Here is a 21,978-nt window from a genome sequence, read left to right as displayed (position 1 = left end):
ATAAAGATGAAGAAACAATGGAGAGTTTTTTCTAGCACTGTTGGTTACAATGCTCAAAATCGACAAAAAAAGCTGAGATTGCGCTTTTGAAAATTCGCCGTATACCCATCGCATTACGCCTGTTCTTAACAGTGCTGCTGACGACCTTGCTGATTACCACGGTCAGCTTGGGGGTATTGCATGTCAATATGCAGCGAAACTTCAGCAAATATGTGGCCGATGTCGAAATGCAAAAGCTGGACTTGCTCACTCAAAACTTGGCAGAAGTCTATGCGGTATATCACGATTGGGGCAATGCCATTCAGGCGCAAATTCTCCAAATTGAAGGTGAAGCTGCGCCCGATGATTATGACCGTTTATCGCGGTGGTGGTTGCGTCGTCAGTATGACATTGCTTTGCAGCAGCGTTATTTTCAGGAACACACCCTCGCCAATGTCAACTCAAGTGTAGTCGAGCCTGAGCCAGGCAAACGACAAGCCAATGCGGAAGAACTTCGCTGGTTAGAGCTGAATTTACCTTCACAATTTCAGCCATTTGAAGGTTTAGTATTTCCTTTGAGTGCCAATCAGAATGCTTTCCGTCCTGATCGTAAAAATGAAGGACACCAAAACGCGACAGAATCATCTGGAAAAAAACAATTTATTTCGATGCCTGACCGTTTAGGCTTGAGTTCACGCTTATCTTTATATGATGCTCAGCGGCAATTTGTAGTGGGAGAGCCTGCTGAAACTCAAATTTCTTATCGTCCAATTATGGTCAATGAAAAAGTCGTGGGCTATTTAGGCTTAAAACCTGTGTTAGATCAGGAAGATGCGTTAAGTATTAACTTTTTTAGTAAGCAAACCCGTTATTTATTATTGGTTTATGCTTTAAGTATTTTGGCGAGCTTGATTGCTGCATTGTTATTGGCGACCTATTTTAAAAAACCGATTCAGCGTTTGTTGAATGGTACACGTGAATTGACCAAAGGGCATTATCAGCATCAGGTCACGGTCAATCGTAATGATGAATTGGGTGATTTATCTACCGAGTTGAATCATTTGGCGGTGATTTTAGATCAACATGAAACTTCACGTCGTCAGTGGGTGGCTGATACTTCGCATGAATTAAAAACGCCATTGGCGGTGTTGCAGGCGCAAATTGAAGCCATGCAAGATGGTATCCGCAAAGCCACACCAGAGCATTTGGCTGCGATGATGCATCAGGTCAATAGTCTAAAAAAACTCACACAGGATTTATCGGACTTGGCGCAAGCGGAAGCCATGCAGCTGAAATGTTATTTCTCGAGCATTGATCCATGGCAAGTGATTGAGCAGGAAATCGAAAGCTTTAAGCCGAAATTTGAGCAGGCTCAGTTGGACTTGATCGTGTCGGGTGAAGGCACGCAATTACAATTGGATATAGACCGCTTTAAACAAATTATGCTCAACTTGCTCAGTAATAGTATTCGCTATACCGAAGCAGGTGGGCAGGTGCATATTCACACCAGTCAAAGCGCAACCGAGTGGACGGTGTATGTAGATGATAGCCCGTTTGGTTTAAGTGATGAACAATTGGCACGTTTGGGTGAGCGTTTTTATCGAGTCGATGATTCGCGTACACGTGCCACAGGCGGGACAGGTTTAGGTCTGGCTTTATCAGTCAAAATTGCCAAAGTATTAGGCGGAGAGTTAAGTTTTGCTCATTCACCGTTGGGTGGTTTACGCTGCAAATTAAGTTTTCCAAAAATCAAATCTTAATGGACTTTAAGGAATCGTGCATGAAACATATCTTGCTGGTTGAAGATGAAATTGAACTGGCCCAATTGGTACGAGATTATTTAGAAGCTGCTGGTTTTGAAGTCAGTATGTTTCATGATGGACAAGAGGCCTATGACAGCTTTTTGCAGCGTAAACCAAGCCTGATGATTTTGGATTTGATGGTACCACGCATGGACGGCCTGACCATTTGCCGCAAAGTACGTGAACAGTCCGATGTGCCAATTATTATGGTCACCGCCCGAACAGAAGAAATTGATCGGGTGCTGGGTTTAAACATGGGGGCAGACGATTATGTTTGTAAGCCTTTTAGTCCAAAAGAATTGGTCGCGCGCGTGCAAGCGGTTTTGCGTCGCTTAGAACGCAAAGTTGAGCCTGAAAGCAATGATTTATTCCGCATGGATAAAGCGCAGCAGCGTATTTGGTATCAGCAAAAAACCTTGAATTTGACCCCGACCGAATTTCGTTTATTGGAGTTGTTTTTAGAGCATGTGGGGCAGGTGTATTCAAGAGCGCAATTGCTAGATCATATTAACCCTGACAGTTTTGAAGTAGCTGACCGTGTGATTGATAGCCACATTAAAAACTTACGCCGTAAAATTTCTGACGCTGCCGAAACAGGTAATCGGCATGAATGGATTCAGGCTGTGTATGGTGTAGGTTATCGTTTTGAATATCCTGATGAGTAAAAAAATATAAGCCCTTTATTAATAAAGGGCTTATATTAAATAATCGATTGTCATTATAAATATAACTAGATATGATTATAAAAACCAAAAAATGGTTTTATAAAATCCTAAATTAAAGAATTTAGATAACAATTTTCCTTAAAAAAAGGGGGTAGAATGTTTAAGAAAACATTGTTAGTTTTAGCTTGTTCAGCCATTTTAACTGCTTGTGGTGGAGGCGGTGATTCATCGTCGAATAATGGTGGTAATATTCCTGAAAATCCAGCTGTTCCAGCATCAGACCTGGATAAGGCAAAGCAATTGGTAGATACAACAAATACGATTATTAGTTATTTTGATAGTTTCGATGGGCTTCAATCACAATATCAGCCGACATTTGATGCAATTAGTGATGCTGGCAGTGATATTGGGAATGCTAGTAGCTTGATTTTGACTTTGGCTTCATTAGCGCAACAAGCTGCAAACGGTTCAACCCAAGAATATAATGCAACTGAGTTAGAGGCTTTATTAAAAGAAGATTCAACCTATGGTCAGTATTATTCCCCTGATTATGAATTGAGCAATAATACGTTAAAAGTGAGTGTAAAGCCTGATTCTGTGACTGTAACAGGGGGGGTTACAGCTAAATATTGGACAGATTATGTTTGGGACTCTAAAACACAAACAGGGCATGACGTTTTTGGTAATGAAACTACTGTGGCTGTAACCAATCTGAAACTTGAAGCACCATTCTCGGCATCTCAATCAACTTACGATTTTAAATTGGTTGCTGGTGGGAAAATTGCGACCAAGAATGTCCTGAGTAAGAAAGAGGCAATTTTGGCGTTCAATAGTGATAGTACTGCTCAAGTTGTTTATAACAATGCGAAAAAACTTGATGATCGTTCTAGTGACCAAGCACCTAAGACTGCACAATTTAAGTTTGAGAATATTGTATTGACTGCTGTAGGTACAGGTGCAGAGTTGAGCTTAACGGAGTTTTCAAGCAAGGCGACACAAGTTCAGTTTAAAGATAGTTTAAGCACCTCTACAGAAATTATTCCGACTGAACTGAACTTAAAAGGTAAGGCAGTTGCTGGAACTGAGAACCTTAACCTAGAGGCAAGCATTAAATTAAACAATGATTTGTCAAAACAGATTGATGTGACTAATGGTGAAACTGCTGCTGCATTTATCAATGCGGACCTGAATGTGAAACTCAGTGGTAATGTCAAAGGTGGCGGTACCAGCATTAAACCATTTAGTATTGATTTAACTGCTAAACGTAATGAGTACCAGAAAGGTACAGCAACGATTAAGGTTGCTGTAGATAAAGATGCGCTAACGGCTGACTTTAAAACAGATAACCTGATTACAAAAGATCAACCTGTGGTGTGGGCAAAACTGTCTCATGCCAATGGTGCTTATGTTGAAATTGCTGATCTTGACAAGTTTACTTCAGCAGAGATTAAAGTGGGTAACACCCCATACGCTACAGTAAGCAAAGTGTCAGATAATGTATATTCTGCAAAATTCACAGATAATACCGTTAAAGCGATTGCACCATAATCATAAAAAGGAGAGGGGGAGTAAATCCCCCTTTTTATATGCTCAAAAAAAGTCTAGCTGTATTGGGAATGCTAATGCCTTTCTATTCCAATGCCCAGGAAAAAATCTATTATCAAGTACAGGCAGATGTATATAGTGAACCTTTGCCGATTCACGCATTTACAGATGATTGGGATGACCCAAACTTTAAATCGGGAAAAAATGCGTTTGCCCATGGCCTAATGCAGTTGGGTATTAAACAGGGTCAATGGGATTTTAGCTGGATTTGGCGTTATGATTATGTACTACGTTTTAGTCCAGACACTGCAAAATTATATTATCAGATCAAAAATGAAAAATTGATTGATGCCAATACTCAATATAATTTGCAACTAGAGGCACAGCATATTGATACGGTTGGGTCACGATTTGCATATACCTGGCAACTTTCACCTAACTGGAATGTAACTACAGGGGCAACAGCATTAATTGGCCGACATTATGCTGATGGTCAGGTGAATGCTTTGGCGAAAACCACAGATCAGGAACAACTTATGGATCGTGTGAAGTGGCTTAATGGTCAAATTGACTATAGTTATGACCAGCCAGCATTAAAAGAAGACAAAATGGGCTGGAATGAGCGAGCGAATCATGGATATGGTTTTGCATTTGATACTTCATTACAAGGGACCATTGCGAATCACTGGAAAGTAAATATCAATATTCAAGATGCTTTGGCTTATTTATATTGGCAAGATGCACCCTACACCCAATATCAGATTGCTTATGATCAGGATAAGCGTCCACGATTTGATATTCAGGGACAATTTAATAAGTATCATCAATATACGCAGAAACTGCCTTTTAAAATTTATACTGATCTAAATTATCAGTCAGATCAGAATTGGCGTTTAGGTATAAGTTCAATCAGCAATCAATATAGTAGTCTTTGGCAATTGAACGCTTATTGGGATAAAGGTGTAGAATGGGGAATCCATTTTGAACCTCAGACCCATGCTTTAGGCTTATCAGTACAGCATCAAAATTTTGGCTTGAAATATATTGCAGATGATCTAAATACCAATCAGGCCAAGAGGATGGGCGCTCAATTGTTTGCCCAGTATCAATGGTAAAATTTATTCATTATATTTTTAAATTGTCTTCTGCAAAAATCAAAATCCAGTGCTGTTTATTCATGTGCTAGTCCGCACGAATGTAAGGATAAAAATCACTTAACATCACACCATGCTCAGGCTGAACTTTCAAGTTGATGATGGCATTACCATTTAAATGCAGACTTAAAGCTAAATACTTAATTTATCATCACACCTAAAACCATAAAATGATGTTTTACAGATTTTTCCATGTGCTAGTGTTTTTAAAATTTACATATAGCATAAATACTTTATCGAAAACTTATGCACCAAACAACCATCATCAAAAGGTTCGCTCAGGCTAACTTCAGGCAATTGTGTTGCAACACTTGCTGCAATTTGATGCAGTGATGATGGTGTTTTTGCCACTTATTTTCCCCTAAAAAGTTTATCCTGTGGATAACCACAGTTTTTTCCACAGAAAATGTGTATAACTTTGTTGGAATTCTAAACGTACTTTGGCGAGTGCATTGGTATTAAGATGAACAACTCACCATCACTTCTGGCACATCACTGGGTAAAGGTGCTAAATCTTCAGGTTTTTCCAATGCCGTTTGTTGAATATACGGTTGGCTGAGCAAGTTAAATAAACGCTCAACTTCTGAAAAATCATCACGTTCTGCGTGCTCAATAGCCTTTTGTGCCATGTGATTGCGCAAAATATAATGAGGGTTGACTTGCTGCATAGCAGTATCTAAGGCATCGGTATCCTGATGTTCACGAATTTGTAAATACTGCGCCAAAAAGCTTTCCCACTGACGACGATCCAAACAATCATCTAGTATTTCAGTATATTGTTTATTTTGTAGGCGGATAAAGCTCTGGGTGTAATCCAATTGTTCACTTTGCAAAATGCGTAAGAAATTGGTTGCGCAATTAAAACTGTCTTTGTGGAAACTTGGCAACCCCATTTTTTCACATAAACCGAGTTTGTAATGCTCTAAAAAAGTCGGTTCAAAATGCTCTAAACATGCTGCCAGTGCTTGTTTCCACTGTTCTTTCTGATCTGGGTTTTGCTCAAGCGGAATTAAATTATTCAACCAAACCCACAAATTCCAGTGTGCTACGCTGGGTTGTTGTTGGTAGGTATAACGTCCTTGATAGTCCGAATGATTGTTGATCCAGTTAGGACGGAAACGCTCCATAAAACCATAAGGACCGAAGTCGAGTGTTGAACCTGTGATATTTAAATTATCGGTGTTCATCACGCCATGCGCAAAACCGACCAATTGCCATTTGGCAATCATGACAGCGGTACGTTGAATGACTTTCGTAGCAAAAGCGAGTATCGGCTGTTCGGTTGCCAAGCATTCTGGGTAGTGCCATTCAATACATTTTTGCACAAATTCAGGTAGTAGTTCAGGTTGATACTGATTGATCCATTCGAAATGACCTAAACGAATATGACAGTCAGAGGTGCGTAATAACATGGCGCCCAGTTCTAGTTTTTCGCGTTGTACGCCTTGTGTAGATGAAGTGAATCCCACCGCATTGCTTGAAGGGACACCAAGTGCATTTAAAGCATGGCCTGCTAAATATTCACGAATCACAGAACGCAAAACCGCACGGCCATCGCCCATACGTGAATAAGGCGTTGACCCAGCACCTTTTAAATGTAGGTCGATGGTACGTTGTTGTGTGTCCAGCACTTGTGCAATCAGTAAGCCTCGCCCATCTCCCAGTTGACCAGCCCATTGTCCAAATTGATGCCCTGCATACACCATTGCCAAAGGTGGAAATTCTGGAAATGTGGTTTGGCCACTGCAAATTTCTACCCAGTGCTGCTGTTCCTCAGCACTCCATTGCAGTTCTTTTGCCAATGCAGCATTAAAGTGTCCTGCTTTTGCACCTTTTAAAGGTAAAGGCTGCTGCATGTGATAAAGACGGGCGGGCAGGGTCGGATAACGTGGATTAAATTGCATAGTGAGAGAGCTTTGGCACAAAGTGAGTTTGACTATAGCAAACTTAGGCTTTAAAAACTGTAGTCTAACATGCAGAAAGCCCTGAACAGGTCAGGGCTTTAGCGGTGTATCAGAACACAGTTCTTATTGTGATACTGGATTTTTTTTCAAGTTACGCATTAGCAAATTCAAGGTTTCACGATGGTGTGAAAGACGCTGCTCAACCAACTGGAATTCAACTTTGAGTTTGTCATCCATTTGGTGGATTTTTTCAGCTACTGATGCTTTTTTCGCCTGAATTTCTTGCTCTTTTAACTTTGCCCAATCGTTCAGAGTTTGAGTAAAGGCATCATATTCTTGCGAAATACGGCTTTTAACTTGGCCAATGTCGTCATTTACATTGTGTCCATAAACCGCCAAGTCTTGCTCTGCATATTTAAAACGCATCGCCAATTCTGCTTTTTTAATATTAAAGCTTGGAATACGGCGTAAGTTTTTCGCTAAGCCCAACTTTGAGCATGTCCAAATTAACCATTTGGTTGGGTCATATTGCCACCATTTTACGCCATTACGATAATCGTACTGGAAAATATGGTGATAGTTATGATAGCCCTCGCCCCAAGTGGCAATTGCTAACCAGAAATTATCACGCGCGGTGTTTTCGTCAGTATAAGGACGCGAACCCCACATATGACATAATGAGTTAATAAAGAAAGTAACATGGTGGCTTAAAATCAGACGCATTAAACCGCCTAATAACAACACGCCCCAAATATCGCCTACAGCCCAACCTATTGGCACCAAAATACCAACGTGAACTGCAATCACGAGCGCAATATAGTATTTGTGTTGAAACATCACCAACTTGTCATTTAACAAATCTGGTGCATTTTTAAAGTTTGGCTCTGCGGCAGGATAGTCACGTAACATCCAGCCCATGTGCGCATACCAGAAGCCGTTATTAATTGAATATGGGTCTTTTTCGACGTCATCGACATGACGGTGATGGGTGCGGTGACCTGAACCCCAATACAGAATACTGTTCTGAACGGCAAATGTTCCCATAATCATTAAAATGATTTTCAAGGGAAGGGTAGCTTCATAAGCACGGTGTGCCCATAAGCGGTGATAACCTGCTGTAATACCCAAGCTACTTACGCCAAGTAATACAAACATGCTGATCCAAGCGGCAAGGCTAAAATCATGGTGATACGCATATAACGGAATCGCGATCACTGCAACAATAGGTAAGAAAACCAGTGCAAAGATGGCAATCCAGTTGATTGGGGCTTTGGGTAAGGGAGCATTCATCTCCAACAGCACTCCTAGAACCTTGGGAGGTATAAATGGACGCTTAATCCTTTATAACGCTATGACCGATCTGTAGATTCAAATCATAGTATTAAGTTTTATAGGGATTAATTTTTTCGCATATTAGCATGAGCGGATTCACGATCACAGCATTATTGTACAGTTGTATTGTACTGGGTGGTAACAGAATATAATGGCTTCTGCGAGATTTTTCGGAGATATGGTATTCGGCAGCCAAACAAGCACAATAAATCAATTATTTATCCATCAAAATATTTGAGGTTGTGCCGCTTACAAGTGTTGCATCATCAGTTTAGGATAATCGGTAATTAAACCATGAACACCCAAATCTTTAAGCTGTTTGGCACGTTCAATTTGGTTGACTGTCCAAACACTGATATTCAGTTGGGCTTGTTGTGTGGCCTGAATGAGTGCATTGGTTGCGAGTTCATTCATCCAACCAATTTGGCAACAGCCTAATGCTAAAGCCTGGTCAATGGCTTGATATTGCAAATTATCTTCAACCAATAAACCACGTTTAAAGCGTGATTTTTGTTGTTGCAAGGCCCAATGAATTTTTGTATCAAAACTGGTGATGATAGCGTTATGTTCAAAACCCTGTAAATGTTGCTCTAAACTTTGGATAATTTTTTCAGCATCGGCATGCGAGTTGACTGCTTTGACTTCAACTTCAATATGATCAAAATTTTGAATAATGGTCATGGTCTGATTGAGTAGGGGCGTGGTTTCAACTTTATTCCAGTCTGACCACATCACTGCGTGGTTATAATGGTTTAAATCTTCCAGGCTACATTCGTACAGCGCTTTGTCTTGTCCTGTTGTACGGATGAATTGATCATCGTGCATGACCACTAATGCGTTGTCTTTGAGTTGACGCACATCAAATTCGACGGCACGAATACCAATATTTTGAATATATTCAAAACCACCAAGCGTGTTTTCAGGTGCTTCGCCACRCGCACCGCGATGACCAATTATGCGCATAATGTGCCCATGAATTGAAGGTTTGCTTTCATTTTGCAAGTACGACGTGACAGAGGGATGACAACTCTTATTTTGGTCAGATGGTGTGAAAATTCAAGCACCATCTGCTGTGATTTTTTAGATATAAAATCAGGACTTTATTTTAGTTTCCGATGTCAGTTACCAATACTGTCATTGATATTCTTTTGCCAAAGTACTTCGCTGCCGCCTTCGGCACGTTGCAAGCTGCGAGATGCCACAAATAGCCAGTCTGACAGTCGGTTTAGTAATTGCAAAGAGGGTGTTTGAATATTTTGATCGCGAGTGTGGACGGTCATTAAACTTCGTTCTGCGCGGCGGCATACGGCACGGGCTTGATGTGCATAACTGCATGCCAATGTTCCTGCAGGCAGAATAAATTCTTTGAGCATTGGCAAGTTTTCATTCATACGGTCAATGTCTTGTTCTAGATACTCAATCGCAAGCGGTTGCACAAGGTGGTAATTGGGGATACAGACTTCACCACCTAAGTCGAATAGCCAATGCTGAATCAAACTGAGCGATTTGTCCCAAGTGTTTTTATCTGGAATGTTGCTATGTGTAATTTGTGATCGTAATACGCCAATGCAGGCATTAAGTTCATCGACATCGCCCAGTGCATGAATGCGTAAATCGTCTTTGGCGACACGTGAGCCATCGCCCAGTCCGGTTGTGCCTGAGTCGCCTGTACGGGTATAAATTTTGCTTAAACGGTGGCCCATAACTTTTCCTTAGATTGAAATGAAAAAAAAGGATAATGCCGGTCAAAACATTATCCATAAACTGCGCTGTTTTAAAGTTTTTGTTGTTATGCGGGTTTTAGTAGCGGAAAGTTACGCCTGCAGAAGCGAGGCGACCGCCATTGATATAGTAAATATCTTGACCCCATTGAGATGCTGAAGTTGTTTTATATTCGACATCGCCAATATTCTGAATATTCGTAAATAGTTTAACGTTAGGATTTACATTCCAAAATGCATTTACATCAACAGTAGCATATCCAGAAATGGTGCTATTTTTAGGTCTAGATTTAGCTGAAAGTGATGCACTAATCCCATACACTTTATTTTGTAGTCCTGATGTCAAAGTTAGACTTTGACGTGAGCGACGAGGCAGGTCTTGATCAGTTTTCTTGTCTTTTGGCTGTACATAAGCATATGAAAGATTAGTATATAGTTCTTCTTTTGCCCAATTAAGGTTGAATTCACCACCAGTAAAAGTTGCTTCCTTTACATTGAAATTTTTACCATTCTGCCAAGTAATTAAGTTATCAACTTCATTTCGGTATGCAGATAATCCCATTCTTAAGTGATCTGTAAGTTGTTGGTCGAGCCCAATTTCATATGAAACACTTTCTTCTGGTTTTAACTCTGGGTTTCCACCCCAGCTTAATGCGTATAAGTCATTATTTGTCGGAGCACGGAAAGCAGTCCCAATATTGGTGTAAATACTAGTAGCTGGTAAAATTTGATAACGTGCTGCAGCTTGCCCTACGGTATGAGTACCAAATGTCTCATGATCTTCTACACGGACACCTAATTGGGTGTGTAGTTTTTCAGATTGGTATTGGTGTTGAACAAAATAACCTGTGCTATCAACTTCTTTGTCATAGTCTACACCATAAACACCACTACCTGAAAGAACGTCAGATTTGACATTTTTTGTTGCGATTCCAGCTAATATATTCTGAGTTGGGCTAAATTTCCATTTGCTATAGAGTTCAGCTTCTTTAGTAGTATTGTAAATAGCATCTTGAGATTCATTTTGCTCAAGATCATCTTTGAATTGTGACAAACGAGCATGCATCGAAATATCATCATTGATATTTAGACGCCCTTTCATATTAATGATTTCATTTTTAAAATCTTGGGTGACATTTTTGACACCAGTGTATGTATCATTGTCAGTGATATATTGAGATTGACCATTATTCTCTGAGTAATCTATAGACGCTGCATATTGTTTCTTTTCTACACCGATTTTTGTACTAAAGCCTTTTTGGTCATAGTTACCTGTTTTTATATTAGGATCTTTCAAATTTGTGACTTGTGTACCATCAGATTCTAAGCGTTGTCCACGAATTTGTGCATAAATACCATTCTCAGCTAAATCCGCACCAATGACAGATTTATAGGTATTGTGCTCACCGATTTCACCAGTTATAAAAGCCTCTGTTTTTTCTGGTGTTTTAGAAACTAACTGAACTACACCACCAATTGCATCTGTGCCGTATAATACAGATGCTGGACCTTTCAATACTTCAATTTGTTTAATATCGGTAGTATCAATAAATGCCAAAGATGCAGATCCTGCAGACCCAGTGTTTAGTCGAACACCATCACGTAATACAAGAGTATGGGTCGAATTTGTTCCACGTGTAAAGATAGATGCAGTTTGACCATAACCACCGTATTGCATCATATCAATAGATGCATCACTCATAAGCAAATGAGGCAATTCAGCAATTGGAGACTGATCGACAATTTGTGGTTCAATAATGGAGATACGTGCAGGCACATCTTTGATTTTTTCTTCAGAACGTGTCGCGGTAACGACTAAAGTGTCTAAAGATGCATTTACAACATTAGAACTGTCTTGTGCAGATACAGACGTAGAGAAACCCATCGCAAGCGCGATTGCGCCTACTAAAGCAGTAGGCTGAAAAAGAGTAGACATGACTTTGCTCCATACATTCACCCCACGTGAATGATTGAGTTAAGGGCACAACAAGCAGGTCTCCGGACTACAATGTGCCAAGCATCTTCTAATTTATGATTGCTTCGCTGTATATCCACCTTCCCATATTGTTCATACAGTGGTGTAAATCATAAGATTTAAATCGATATACGTTTCATGGTTACCGTTGCGGGGGCAGTGTTGGACTTTCACCAACTTCCCTAAAGCTTAAAGCTAGAACTCGTTGCATTTGCGCGAAGTATAAAGTCTGTTCAGCATTTAAACAACGGAAATGTAGAATAATCCGCCTGAACTTCACTCAACCTCTGAAAATTGCATTACAATGATTCGCCCTAATATATGATTTTGTTTGTAAGAACAGACAATTTAAAAGTCACATACAGCAAGATCAGCAAAATGAAGATTGAAAATCAGGATTAGAGTGCAAAACGATGCGTACCCGTACCAAAATTTGCGGAATCACGCGAATTCAAGATATAAACAGTGTGGTACATGCGGGTGCAGATGCAATAGGCTTGGTGTTTTATCCTCCAAGTCCGCGCCATGTGAACATTGAACAAGCACAATGCTTGCTGCAAAACATTCCCGCTTATGTGCAAGTGGTCGGTTTATTTGTCAATGCAACGGCAGAAGAAATTGCCGCTGTACTCAAACAAGTACCTTTAGATATTCTGCAATTTCATGGTGATGAAACACCGTTGCAAAGCCAGCAAATAGCAGAGCAAGTTGGACGTCGATGGTACAAAGCCATTCAGGTTAAACCCGATTTAAATGTGTTGGATGCGATAAAAAGCTATCAACAAGCAGGTGCAAGCGCAGTATTATTAGACGCGTGGCATCCTGAGCTGAAAGGTGGAACAGGACACAGTTTTGACTGGTCAAAATTCCCCAAACTCGATATTCCTTTAATTTTGGCGGGTGGTTTAAACCCTGAAAATATTGAAGATGCAATACAGACGACTCAAGCCTATGCTGTTGATGTCAGTGGTGGGGTAGAGTCTGCAAAAGGTATTAAAGACCAACAACTCATAGAACACTTCATGCAAGGAGTCCAACGTGGATCAGCAAAGTACAAATCACAATAATCCAGTGATTGACTATACCCAGTTCCCAGATGCAAAAGGGCATTTTGGTATCCATGGCGGACGTTTTGTGTCAGAAACGCTGATGGCGGCTTTRCAAGATTTAGAGAAATTGTATTTCCGCATGAAAGATGATCCGCAGTTTTTGGCAGAATTCGACCGCGATCTCGCCTACTATGTAGGTCGTCCTAGTCCTTTGTATTATGCTGAGCGATGGTCAAAAGAGTTGGGGGGGGCGCAAATTTACTTAAAACGTGAAGATTTGAACCATACTGGCTCACATAAAGTGAATAACACCATTGGTCAGGCACTGTTGGCAAAACTGTCTGGCAAAAAACGCATTATTGCCGAAACAGGTGCGGGTCAGCACGGTGTAGCAACCGCGACCATTGCCGCTCGTTTAGGCTTAGAATGTGTGGTGTTCATGGGTGCAGAAGACGTGAAACGTCAGGCTATGAATGTTTACCGTATGCGTTTGCTTGGTGCAACTGTTGTACCTGTAGAAAGTGGCTCAAAAACCTTAAAAGATGCCATGAACGAAGCCATGCGTGACTGGGTCACCAATGTTGATTCTACATATTACGTGATTGGTACGGTCGCTGGCCCACACCCATATCCACAATTGGTACGTGATTTCCAGTCGATTATTGGTCGTGAAGCGCGTCGCCAAATTCAAGAGCAGGCAGGTCGTTTACCTGATGMATTAGTAGCTTGTGTAGGCGGTGGTTCTAATGCCATGGGCTTGTTCTATCCATTCTTGAACGATGCCCAAGTGAAAATGTACGGTGTCGAAGCTGCAGGTTTAGGCATTGAAACAGGCAAACACTCTGCACCATTGAATGCAGGACACGTGGGCGTATTACACGGTAACCGTACTTATTTAATGTCGGATGCACAAGGTCAGATCATTGAAACCCACTCTATTTCTGCAGGTCTGGATTATCCAGGTGTAGGGCCAGAGCACAGCTTCCTGAAAGATATGCACCGTGTCGATTACGTGCCAATCAATGACCAAGAAGCCTTGCAAGGTTTCCGTGATTTAACCCGTATCGAAGGGATTATTCCTGCTTTAGAAAGCTCGCATGCTATGGCTTATGTGAGCAAGCTTGCACCAACGATGGATAAAGACCAAATCATTATTGCGACTGTTTCAGGTCGTGGCGATAAAGACTTAATGACTGTTGCCCGCATTGATGGCGTGGAAATGGTGGATATGTAAATCGTAAACTGCTTGAAATAAAGTATGCTACATTTCAATTCAATCGTGCTGAAGCAATTCGGCACGATTTTTTATTTGGAGGATTGAAAAATTCTCGCTACTTTAAACAATCATGCTTAAAAATCATCAACTATAAAAGCCATCAAGCTTAGGATATTTGCGCAGGAGTCGGATATGCCCAGTTTATTTATCGTGATGTTAGGCGGACGTCATGCGCGAGCCAATACCGAAGTGCATGATGTGGTACTTGCGGTAGGCGATTCTTTAGAACAGACCTATCCGCAACTCAAGCAGGCTTGGTTTGCAGAACTGAAAGGTTTGCATATTGATGCATGGGCGCAAATTAACGGTGTTGAGTTTGAAGGCAAATCCTACTATTTGAAATTTACCGATGCGCAGCCGAATCAGGCAGAAAACCGACTGTATTTGATTAATTTAGGTGGATATGACCCACGTGAATTTGGTGAGTTGCATCGTTATGTGTTGGTGGTAGCACAAAATCCAATGGTGGCAAAACAGCGTGGTAAAGCCTATTTTGCTCAGCACTGGCAAAAACAACATACCGACCGGGTATTAGAAGTGGATGATTATATTGCGATAGATCAGGTGCATGGTCGCTATGTGCAATTGGTTGAAGGGTCATTTTCAGGCAATCGTTGGGAAAATACCTATCTGACTTTGAATGCTGATGCTTAAAAGCATTTAGAATATTGAGGCAGGAATAGATAAAATTATATTTTGTGTATTTAGTGAACGCTCAAACCTTAAAATAGTAAAACAATCTATGTTTTTATAGTTTTTGAACAAAATCATAAGTTGCGGGTTTTTTGTACATGCATTTGTAGGCATAATACGACCAAAGATGAATTGTTTTTAGACAATAGGGAATGTCTTCAATGGATTTAATTCAGGCGAATGGACAACCGCATTATGGACGTTTTAGTGAACTTCCCAAAAAAATTGATTATCAGGCTTACCAATATAAATCACCGTATGGTGAGGTACTATCAGGTTGGCGTAAACGCTTAAAATATAAAAAGTTTAAATTTTGTAGTATTCAACACGAACACTATACCATTGGGCTTGCGATTGCCGATATTGCTTGGGCAGGGCACGGTTTTGTCTATATTTATAATCACATGACGGGCGAAGTGCAGGAATGGAATGCGATTAATTTTTTATCGCGTAATACGGTTTTAGATGAGCAACCGTTATTTAATCAAAGTTTTTTTGAAAAATCGCCATTTCAAATTGAAATTCAACATGCCAATGGTGTGCGTTATATCCGCGTGACCAAATATGGTGAAATTAAACTCAGTGCGCGGATATTTTGTGCAGGCACAGACCCGCTAAGTATGTGTAGCCCAACAGGTATTAATGGTTGGACTTACACCCAAAAACTGACCACACTCGGCTGTGAAGGCTATTTTGTTAATAAAACAGGACAAACCATTCAATTCCATGAACGCACCTTTGCCTCTTTAGATGACACCTGCGGGTTTTTACGTCCTGAAACAGCATGGTTTTGGTTGTCGTGTAACTTCTGGGATACCGAAAACCGACGTGTAGGCTTGAATTTGGCTTCTGGTGTGAATGAAAGTTTTGGCAACGAAAACTGTTTGTGGATTAATGGCGTGCTGTATCCATTAACAGATGTGTTGTTCCAACCTGAAGATGACTGTTCGTGGAGTATTCGTTCACTGGATCATCGTTTGAATTTAACTGTCAGCACAGGTTGGCGCCGTTATGAAAATCTGAATTTACATCTGGTCGGCAGTCAATTTAGTCAATGGCAAGCCAAAATTAGCGGTACTATTCAACAAGACGATACCGAAATTATTTTGTTAAACGAATACTGCTTGCTTGAACAGCATTATGCCAAGTGGTAGGGCAGATTTTTAACTAAGATTGTAGTCACCGCTTGCAGATCAATCCTATAATTTTATCTATCACTCGCTTGAATCGCCATTGAGTTTTTACATAAACGGCAAAAAAAGGTGCATTATGCAATTTCACTATGCGTTGAGAATTGGCATGATATTGCGAAATATATCAAGGTGAGTTTCACATGGCACAAGGTCTTTTGGCGGGTAAGCGTTTTTTAATTGCTGGTATTGCAAGTAAATTATCTATCGCATTTGGTATTGTAGAAGCATTGCATCGTGAAGGTGCAGAATTAGCATTTACTTATCCGAATGAAAAACTCAAAAAACGTGTTGATGACTTCGCTGCACAATTTGGCTCAAGCATTGTATTGCCTTGCGATGTAGGCGTAGATGCAGAAATTGAGCAAGCTTTTGCTGACTTGGCAAAGCACTGGGATGGTTTGGATGGTTTGGTTCACTCGATTGGTTTTGCACCTGCGCATACTTTAGACGGTGACTTTACCGATGTTACAGATCGTGATGGTTTCAAAGTTGCGCATGATATTAGTGCTTATAGCTTTATTGCGATGGCACGTGCTGCAAAACCATTATTACAAGCACGTCAAGGTTGCTTATTGACTTTGACGTATCAAGGTTCTGAGCGCGTGATGCCAAACTACAACGTCATGGGGATGGCAAAAGCATCTTTAGAAGCGGGTGTACGTTACTTGGCTTCAAGTTTGGGTGCTGAAGGTATTCGTGTAAATGCAATTTCTGCAGGACCAATTCGTACGCTTGCAGCTTCAGGTATTAAATCGTTCCGTAAAATGTTAGACCTGAATGAAAAAGTTGCACCTTTAAAACGCAACGTGACCATTGAAGATGTCGGTAATGCTGCACTATTCCTCTGCTCACCATGGGCCAATGGTATTACCGGTGAAATTTTGTATGTCGATGCAGGTTTTAACACTGTTGGTATGAGTGCAGAATTAATGCTAGATGCTGAATAGGCATTGCATCAAGCAGATAGAACCGAAGTTTAGACTTCGGTTTTTTTATCGCTGCATTTTAAGCAAGAGGTATTTTACAGATTGCTGTAATTTTATTTTCTTCTTTGGCGCATCTGCTGCTATAAATAGATGAGTTGACAATATTTGAAAATAAAACTGGGTTTTAGGTCTTAAAAATGAATGCGGAACAATTGCAAAAAACGTTACATGCCAGTCAATATGCAGAACAAGTTTTGGCAAATCACGAAAGTCTGTTACAGCAGGACTATGCAATTGACCAATTTCTAAAACCACTGAGTGGAGACTATATTCATCAACTGGTGATTTCGACTTTACAAGACATTCAAGATGAAACCTTGTGGATGAAAACTCTGCGGATTTTACGCGCCCGTTTAATGTTTCGCTGGATTTGGCAAGATGCCAACCAACTCACCGATGTGGTGACGTTGACGCAGGAACTTTCAGACTTTGCCGATATTTGTGTGCAAGTTGCCAAAGATTTTGCGCGGATTCCGTTGGTTGCCAAGCATGGCGAACCGATGGGATATAACGGCAAAGTCCAAGACCTGATTGTGGTCGCCATGGGTAAACATGGTGCGCAGGAACTGAATTTATCCAGTGACATCGACTTGATTTTTGCCTTTGATGAACAAGGTGAAACCAATGGACGCAAGTGTATTGAAGTGCAGCAATTCTGCATCTTATGGGGACAAAAACTGATCTATCTATTAGATCATATCACCGCCGATGGTTTTGTTTTCCGTGTCGATATGCGTTTACGTCCGTGGGGCGATGGTTCAGCATTGGCAATTAGCCACGTGGCATTGGAAAAATATTTAAGCCAGCATGGACGTGAATGGGAACGCTATGCTTGGATTAAGGCACGTATTATCACAGGTGGGCAAGAAGGTCATGAATTGCTGCAAATGACCCGACCTTTCGTATTCCGCAAGTATGTCGATTACACCGCCTTCGAAGCTATGCGCGAAATGAAAGCTATGATTGAACGCGAAGTGCAGCGCCGTAATATCGAAGACAATATTAAATTGGGTGCAGGTGGAATTCGTGAAGTTGAATTTATTGTGCAGGTTTTTCAGCTCATTTACGGTGGTTCAAAACTAGAATTACAAGACCGCCAGTGTTTGGTGAGTTTGCGTCATTTGGGCGAAGCCGAATTGCTAGAACCGCAAGCCGTACTTGATTTGGAAGATGCCTATTTATTCTTGCGTCGAGTTGAACATGCCATTCAAGCCTTGAATGATCAGCAAAGCCAAGCTTTACCGACTGAACCTGAGTTACGTGCACGCATTAGCGATACTTTGGGCTTTGCCGATTGGGATAGCTTTATGCAGACCCTCAATGAAAAACGTGCCAAAGTCATTTATCAGTTTGAACATTTAATTAAAGAAAATGAACCCGATTCTTTGCTGGAAAATTACAGTCAGCTAGAAAAACAGCTCGATGCGGTATTGGACGACCAAGCGAAAAATTTAGTGCATGAGTTCTGGTATGGACATGCCACTAAAAAACTCACCGCCAAAGCTTTGCAGCGTTTAAAAACCTTTTGGCCACACTTGATTGAAGCGGTGTTGCAGTCGGAAAACCCACAAATGGCGCTGATGCGTTTAATGCCATTGGTTGAATCTGTACTGCGTCGTTCCGTGTATTTGGTCATGTTGATTGAGAGTAAGGGCGCTTTACAACGCTTGGTGAAAATGGCCACGGTCAGCCCGTGGATTTGTGAAGAATTGACGCAATATCCTGTGTTGCTAGATGAGTTTTTGTCTATGGATTTTGAATTGCCAAAACGCAGCGATTTGGAAGATTCTTTGCGCCAACAATTGTTGCGCATTGAACTGGATGAAGTTGAAGACCTCATGCGGGTGCTACGTTTATTCAAAAAATCCAACGTATTGACCGTTGCAGCGAGCGATGTACTAGCAGAAAGTCACTTAATGAAAGTGTCAGATGCTTTAACTGATATTGCCGAAGTGACCGCAAATGCAGCCCTGCAACTGGCCTATCAAATGATTGTCAAAAAGCATGGTTATCCACTAGACAGTGAAGGGCAGCGTTGTGGTTTGGAGCATAACGCTTTTGCCATTATTGGTTATGGCAAAGTGGGTGGCATTGAACTGGGTTACGGCTCAGATTTAGATGTAGTTTTTATTMACAACATGGATGAACAGGCCGATACTGATGGTATTAAACCCATCAGTGGCTTTGAATTTGCCATGCGGGTAGCGCGTAAATTTGTATCTTTAATGACCACGCAAACTTTAGATGGTCGCGTTTATGATGTCGATACCCGTTTACGTCCTTCGGGAGATGCGGGTTTATTGGTGACCAGTTTACGGGCCTTTGAGCACTATCAACTGAAAAGTGCATGGCTGTGGGAGCATCAGGCTTTGGTGCGTGCGCGCAGTATTGCGGGAGATCAAGATTTACGTGACAAGTTTGAAGTGTTGCGTTGTAAGATTTTAACCCAGCCGCGTGACGAAGCGTATGTCCGCAGCGAGGTGCTGAAAATGCGTCAAAAAATGAAAGATCATTTGGGTTCATCTAAAGAGCAAAAAAAAGATGGAATTTTTCATTTAAAACAGGATGCAGGTGGTATCGTTGATATCGAATTTATGGCACAGTATGCGGTATTAGCCTGGAGTGGGTCGAATCCTGATCTCGCCCATTATTCCGACAACGTAAGAATCCTTGAAGATGCCGCAAAAACAGGTTGCTTATCCAGCGACGATGCGACAGCATTGATTCAAGCTTATCTCCGTGAACGAGCCGAAAGCCACCGCTTAGCCCTTGCAAATCAATCCATGCAAGTCAATGCTGCGGACTGGTACGATACCCGTGAGGTCGTTTGCAAGTTATGGCAAAGATTAATTGATCCGACTGCAATGTCTGCGTTGGATTAAAATGACTATTGTATAAACATTTGGAGTGTGTGCCATGAATTTGGCTGATCGTGATGGTTTTATTTGGCAAGATGGACAATTGGTTGACTGGCGTGATGCAAAAATTCACGTCTTAACGCATACTTTACACTACAGTATGGGTGTGTTTGAGGGTGTCCGTGCTTATGAAACGCCAAACGGAACTGCGATTTTCCGTCTTCAGGACCATACTAAGCGTTTGTTAAACTCTGCAAAAATCTATCAAATGAAAGTACCATTTGATCAAGCAGCTCTAGAACAGGCGCAAATTGATGTGGTACGTGAAAACAAACTTTCATCGTGCTATTTACGCCCTTTAATCTGGATTGGTTCTGAAAAACTGGGTATTGCTGCAACCAATAACACCATTCATGCTGCTGTTGCGGCTTGGGGTTGGGGGGCATACTTGGGTGAAGAGGCAATGGCTAAAGGCATTCGCGTTAAAACTTCATCATTTACGCACCATCATCCAAACGTGACTATGTGTAAAGCTAAAGCTTCAGGTAACTACACCTTGTCTATTCTTGCACACCAAGAAGTCGCGCAAGCAGGCTATGATGAAGCCATGTTGATGGACCCACAAGGTTATGTATGCCAAGGTTCTGGCGAAAATGTATTCTTAATTAAAGATGGCGTTTTACATACACCAGACATCGCAGGCGGTGCTTTAGATGGTATTACGCGTCAAACAGTGATCACTATTGCTAAAGACTTAGGTTATGATGTAGTTGAACGCCGTATTACGCGTGATGAATTCTATATTGCTGACGAAGCCTTCTTTACAGGTACAGCGGCAGAAGTTACCCCAATTCGTGAATACGATGACCGTGTGATTGGCTGTGGTTCACGTGGCCCAATTACCACTGAAATTCAAAAAACTTTCTTTGACGCAGTTCAAGGCAAGAATGACAAATATGCACATTGGTTGACTTACGTTAAATAAGTCACGCGTGTGTACCTGAGTCTATATTACTGACTCAGGTGTGATGACCCCATTCAGGCAGTGGCTTGAATGGGGTTTTATTTTGTCTGCTATTGCGTTATTGAACGGCTAAACTTCTTGCGAGGTTTATTTCTCACGTTACAGTCATAGATGAATGATCAACTGTTTCTTCGTTGAGTAGGTGATGTAAAAATTTGATCTTTTGGATAAATTCAGTCGTTTAAAGCATCGGTTTTTATAGCGAAGGGCAATCCCTGCAATTGGTGAGATTTGATGTTAAAAAACTTTTAGTCTGTCAAATGTGATAGGAGATAGTGAATCAAATATGTGAAAAGTACAGTAAAAATCAGACTAAAATTTTATTTTTGACCATTCTTTCAAAAATAAACCGACTTAAAATGTAACAAAAGTTAAAATAAAAATGTTGTTAAAGTTAAATAAAAACAATGTGTTGTTTTAAATGTAAATAAATATATATTTTTCATTATCCCTAAAATTTGGATCACAAATTTTAGGGAGTGAGCTGCTCCCTAGTTTTTTGTGATGTCATTTAAAACAGTACTTAGGACTTACGCATTGACGGATTCAAAAAAGTATTAAAATACTTTATAAAGTATCTGTGATCAGACGAATTAAAAATGCTTCTACAGCAACTTGTACTCTACCCATTTATATGGGCTTTCTCATGACAGAACCGAACTCTATTAGCTGCACACAACTTGCCGAGACTTATAATATCTCGCATGATAGTGTAAATCGCTTTCTAGAGCGTGAAGACTACACACCTCACGACCTATATCAAGAAGCAATTCAACATATTGATAATAATAAACTTATAGTCAGTATTGATGATACTGTTTT

At 40.8% G+C, this 21,978-nt stretch carries 17 protein-coding genes, 1 pseudogene and 1 riboswitch; of the genes and pseudogenes, 12 read left to right on the top strand and 6 right to left on the bottom strand.

All coding sequences use genetic code 11. From position 1 onward, the window contains the following. The first annotated feature begins 86 nt into the window (after window positions 1-86). From baeS to BJN41_RS15910, 4 genes are all read left to right on the top strand, one after another. A complete protein-coding gene (gene baeS, locus BJN41_RS11835; protein WP_070155434.1) occupies window positions 87-1,739 on the top strand; it encodes a sensor histidine kinase efflux regulator BaeS in 1,653 nt (550 codons plus the stop codon). A 20-nt stretch (window positions 1,740-1,759) separates the two neighbouring features. Further along, window positions 1,760-2,446 carry a response regulator gene (locus BJN41_RS11830; protein ID WP_019836471.1) on the top strand — a complete coding sequence of 229 codons (687 nt, stop codon included), beginning with the start codon at window positions 1,760-1,762 and terminating at the stop codon, window positions 2,444-2,446. A gap of 156 nt (window positions 2,447-2,602) precedes the next feature. Then, entirely contained in the window at window positions 2,603-3,994 is a 1,392-nt protein-coding gene (locus BJN41_RS11825) for a hypothetical protein (protein WP_070155430.1), read from the top strand. A 38-nt stretch (window positions 3,995-4,032) separates the two neighbouring features. Next, on the top strand, window positions 4,033-5,106 hold the full coding sequence (locus BJN41_RS15910; RefSeq protein ID WP_227515237.1) for a hypothetical protein: 1,074 nt from the start codon (window positions 4,033-4,035) through the stop codon (window positions 5,104-5,106). A gap of 252 nt (window positions 5,107-5,358) precedes the next feature. On the opposite strand, the gene BJN41_RS15555 is transcribed toward BJN41_RS15910, so the two are convergent. The 6 genes from BJN41_RS15555 to BJN41_RS11795 all read right to left on the bottom strand — a co-directional run bounded on the left by BJN41_RS15555 (window position 5,359) and on the right by BJN41_RS11795 (window position 12,038). Continuing rightward, complete coding sequence (locus tag BJN41_RS15555) at window positions 5,359-5,496, bottom strand: hypothetical protein (RefSeq protein WP_158006187.1); 138 nt, start codon at window positions 5,494-5,496, stop codon at window positions 5,359-5,361. A 107-nt stretch (window positions 5,497-5,603) separates the two neighbouring features. Continuing rightward, window positions 5,604-7,049, bottom strand: a complete 1,446-nt coding sequence (locus BJN41_RS11815) for a protein adenylyltransferase SelO (protein WP_070155428.1) — start codon at window positions 7,047-7,049, stop codon at window positions 5,604-5,606. 123 nt (window positions 7,050-7,172) lie between these two features. Then, the gene (locus BJN41_RS11810; protein ID WP_070155426.1) at window positions 7,173-8,339 is read right to left on the bottom strand and encodes an acyl-CoA desaturase; all 1,167 of its coding nucleotides are present in this window, start codon (window positions 8,337-8,339) and stop codon (window positions 7,173-7,175) included. A 291-nt stretch (window positions 8,340-8,630) separates the two neighbouring features. Further along, the gene (locus BJN41_RS11805) at window positions 8,631-9,344 is read right to left on the bottom strand and encodes a glycerophosphodiester phosphodiesterase (RefSeq protein ID WP_070155424.1); all 714 of its coding nucleotides are present in this window, start codon (window positions 9,342-9,344) and stop codon (window positions 8,631-8,633) included. Window positions 9,345-9,499: 155 nt separating this feature from the next. Further along, entirely contained in the window at window positions 9,500-10,084 is a 585-nt protein-coding gene (locus BJN41_RS11800; RefSeq protein ID WP_070155422.1) for a cob(I)yrinic acid a,c-diamide adenosyltransferase, read from the bottom strand. Between the two features lie 97 nt (window positions 10,085-10,181). Next, window positions 10,182-12,038, bottom strand: a complete 1,857-nt coding sequence (locus BJN41_RS11795; protein ID WP_070155420.1) for a TonB-dependent receptor plug domain-containing protein — start codon at window positions 12,036-12,038, stop codon at window positions 10,182-10,184. A 35-nt stretch (window positions 12,039-12,073) separates the two neighbouring features. After that, window positions 12,074-12,298: riboswitch (cobalamin riboswitch) on the bottom strand. A 192-nt stretch (window positions 12,299-12,490) separates the two neighbouring features. Here BJN41_RS11795 and BJN41_RS11790 point away from each other — a divergent pair. The 8 genes and pseudogenes from BJN41_RS11790 to BJN41_RS11755 form a co-directional block, all read left to right on the top strand. Beyond that, a complete protein-coding gene (locus BJN41_RS11790; protein ID WP_070155418.1) occupies window positions 12,491-13,144 on the top strand; it encodes a phosphoribosylanthranilate isomerase in 654 nt (217 codons plus the stop codon). Next, window positions 13,116-14,360 (top strand): tryptophan synthase subunit beta, encoded by a 1,245-nt coding sequence (trpB, locus tag BJN41_RS11785; RefSeq protein WP_070155416.1) that lies wholly within the window; start codon window positions 13,116-13,118, stop codon window positions 14,358-14,360. Before BJN41_RS11790 ends, trpB begins: the two co-directional genes overlap by 29 nt. Window positions 14,361-14,534: 174 nt before the next feature. After that, window positions 14,535-15,056, top strand: coding sequence for a DUF1543 domain-containing protein (locus BJN41_RS11780; protein WP_070155414.1), 522 nt, complete (start codon window positions 14,535-14,537; stop codon window positions 15,054-15,056). Between the two features lie 200 nt (window positions 15,057-15,256). Further along, on the top strand, window positions 15,257-16,249 hold the full coding sequence (locus tag BJN41_RS11775; protein ID WP_070155412.1) for a DUF2804 domain-containing protein: 993 nt from the start codon (window positions 15,257-15,259) through the stop codon (window positions 16,247-16,249). 179 nt (window positions 16,250-16,428) lie between these two features. Next, window positions 16,429-17,235: an enoyl-ACP reductase gene (locus BJN41_RS11770; RefSeq protein WP_070155410.1), complete on the top strand. Its 807-nt coding sequence runs from the start codon at window positions 16,429-16,431 to the stop codon at window positions 17,233-17,235. A gap of 176 nt (window positions 17,236-17,411) precedes the next feature. After that, window positions 17,412-20,156 (top strand): bifunctional [glutamate--ammonia ligase]-adenylyl-L-tyrosine phosphorylase/[glutamate--ammonia-ligase] adenylyltransferase, encoded by a 2,745-nt coding sequence (gene glnE, locus BJN41_RS11765; RefSeq protein WP_070155408.1) that lies wholly within the window; start codon window positions 17,412-17,414, stop codon window positions 20,154-20,156. A 34-nt stretch (window positions 20,157-20,190) separates the two neighbouring features. After that, a complete protein-coding gene (locus BJN41_RS11760; protein ID WP_019836287.1) occupies window positions 20,191-21,117 on the top strand; it encodes a branched-chain amino acid transaminase in 927 nt (308 codons plus the stop codon). Between the two features lie 619 nt (window positions 21,118-21,736). Beyond that, a pseudogene (locus tag BJN41_RS11755) lies at window positions 21,737-21,978 on the top strand (IS701 family transposase); the annotation flags it as partial.

Source organism: Acinetobacter towneri (assembly GCF_001758345.1).
GTDB lineage: Bacteria > Pseudomonadota > Gammaproteobacteria > Pseudomonadales > Moraxellaceae > Acinetobacter > Acinetobacter towneri_A.
This window is presented reverse-complemented; position numbering and strand designations above follow the sequence as displayed.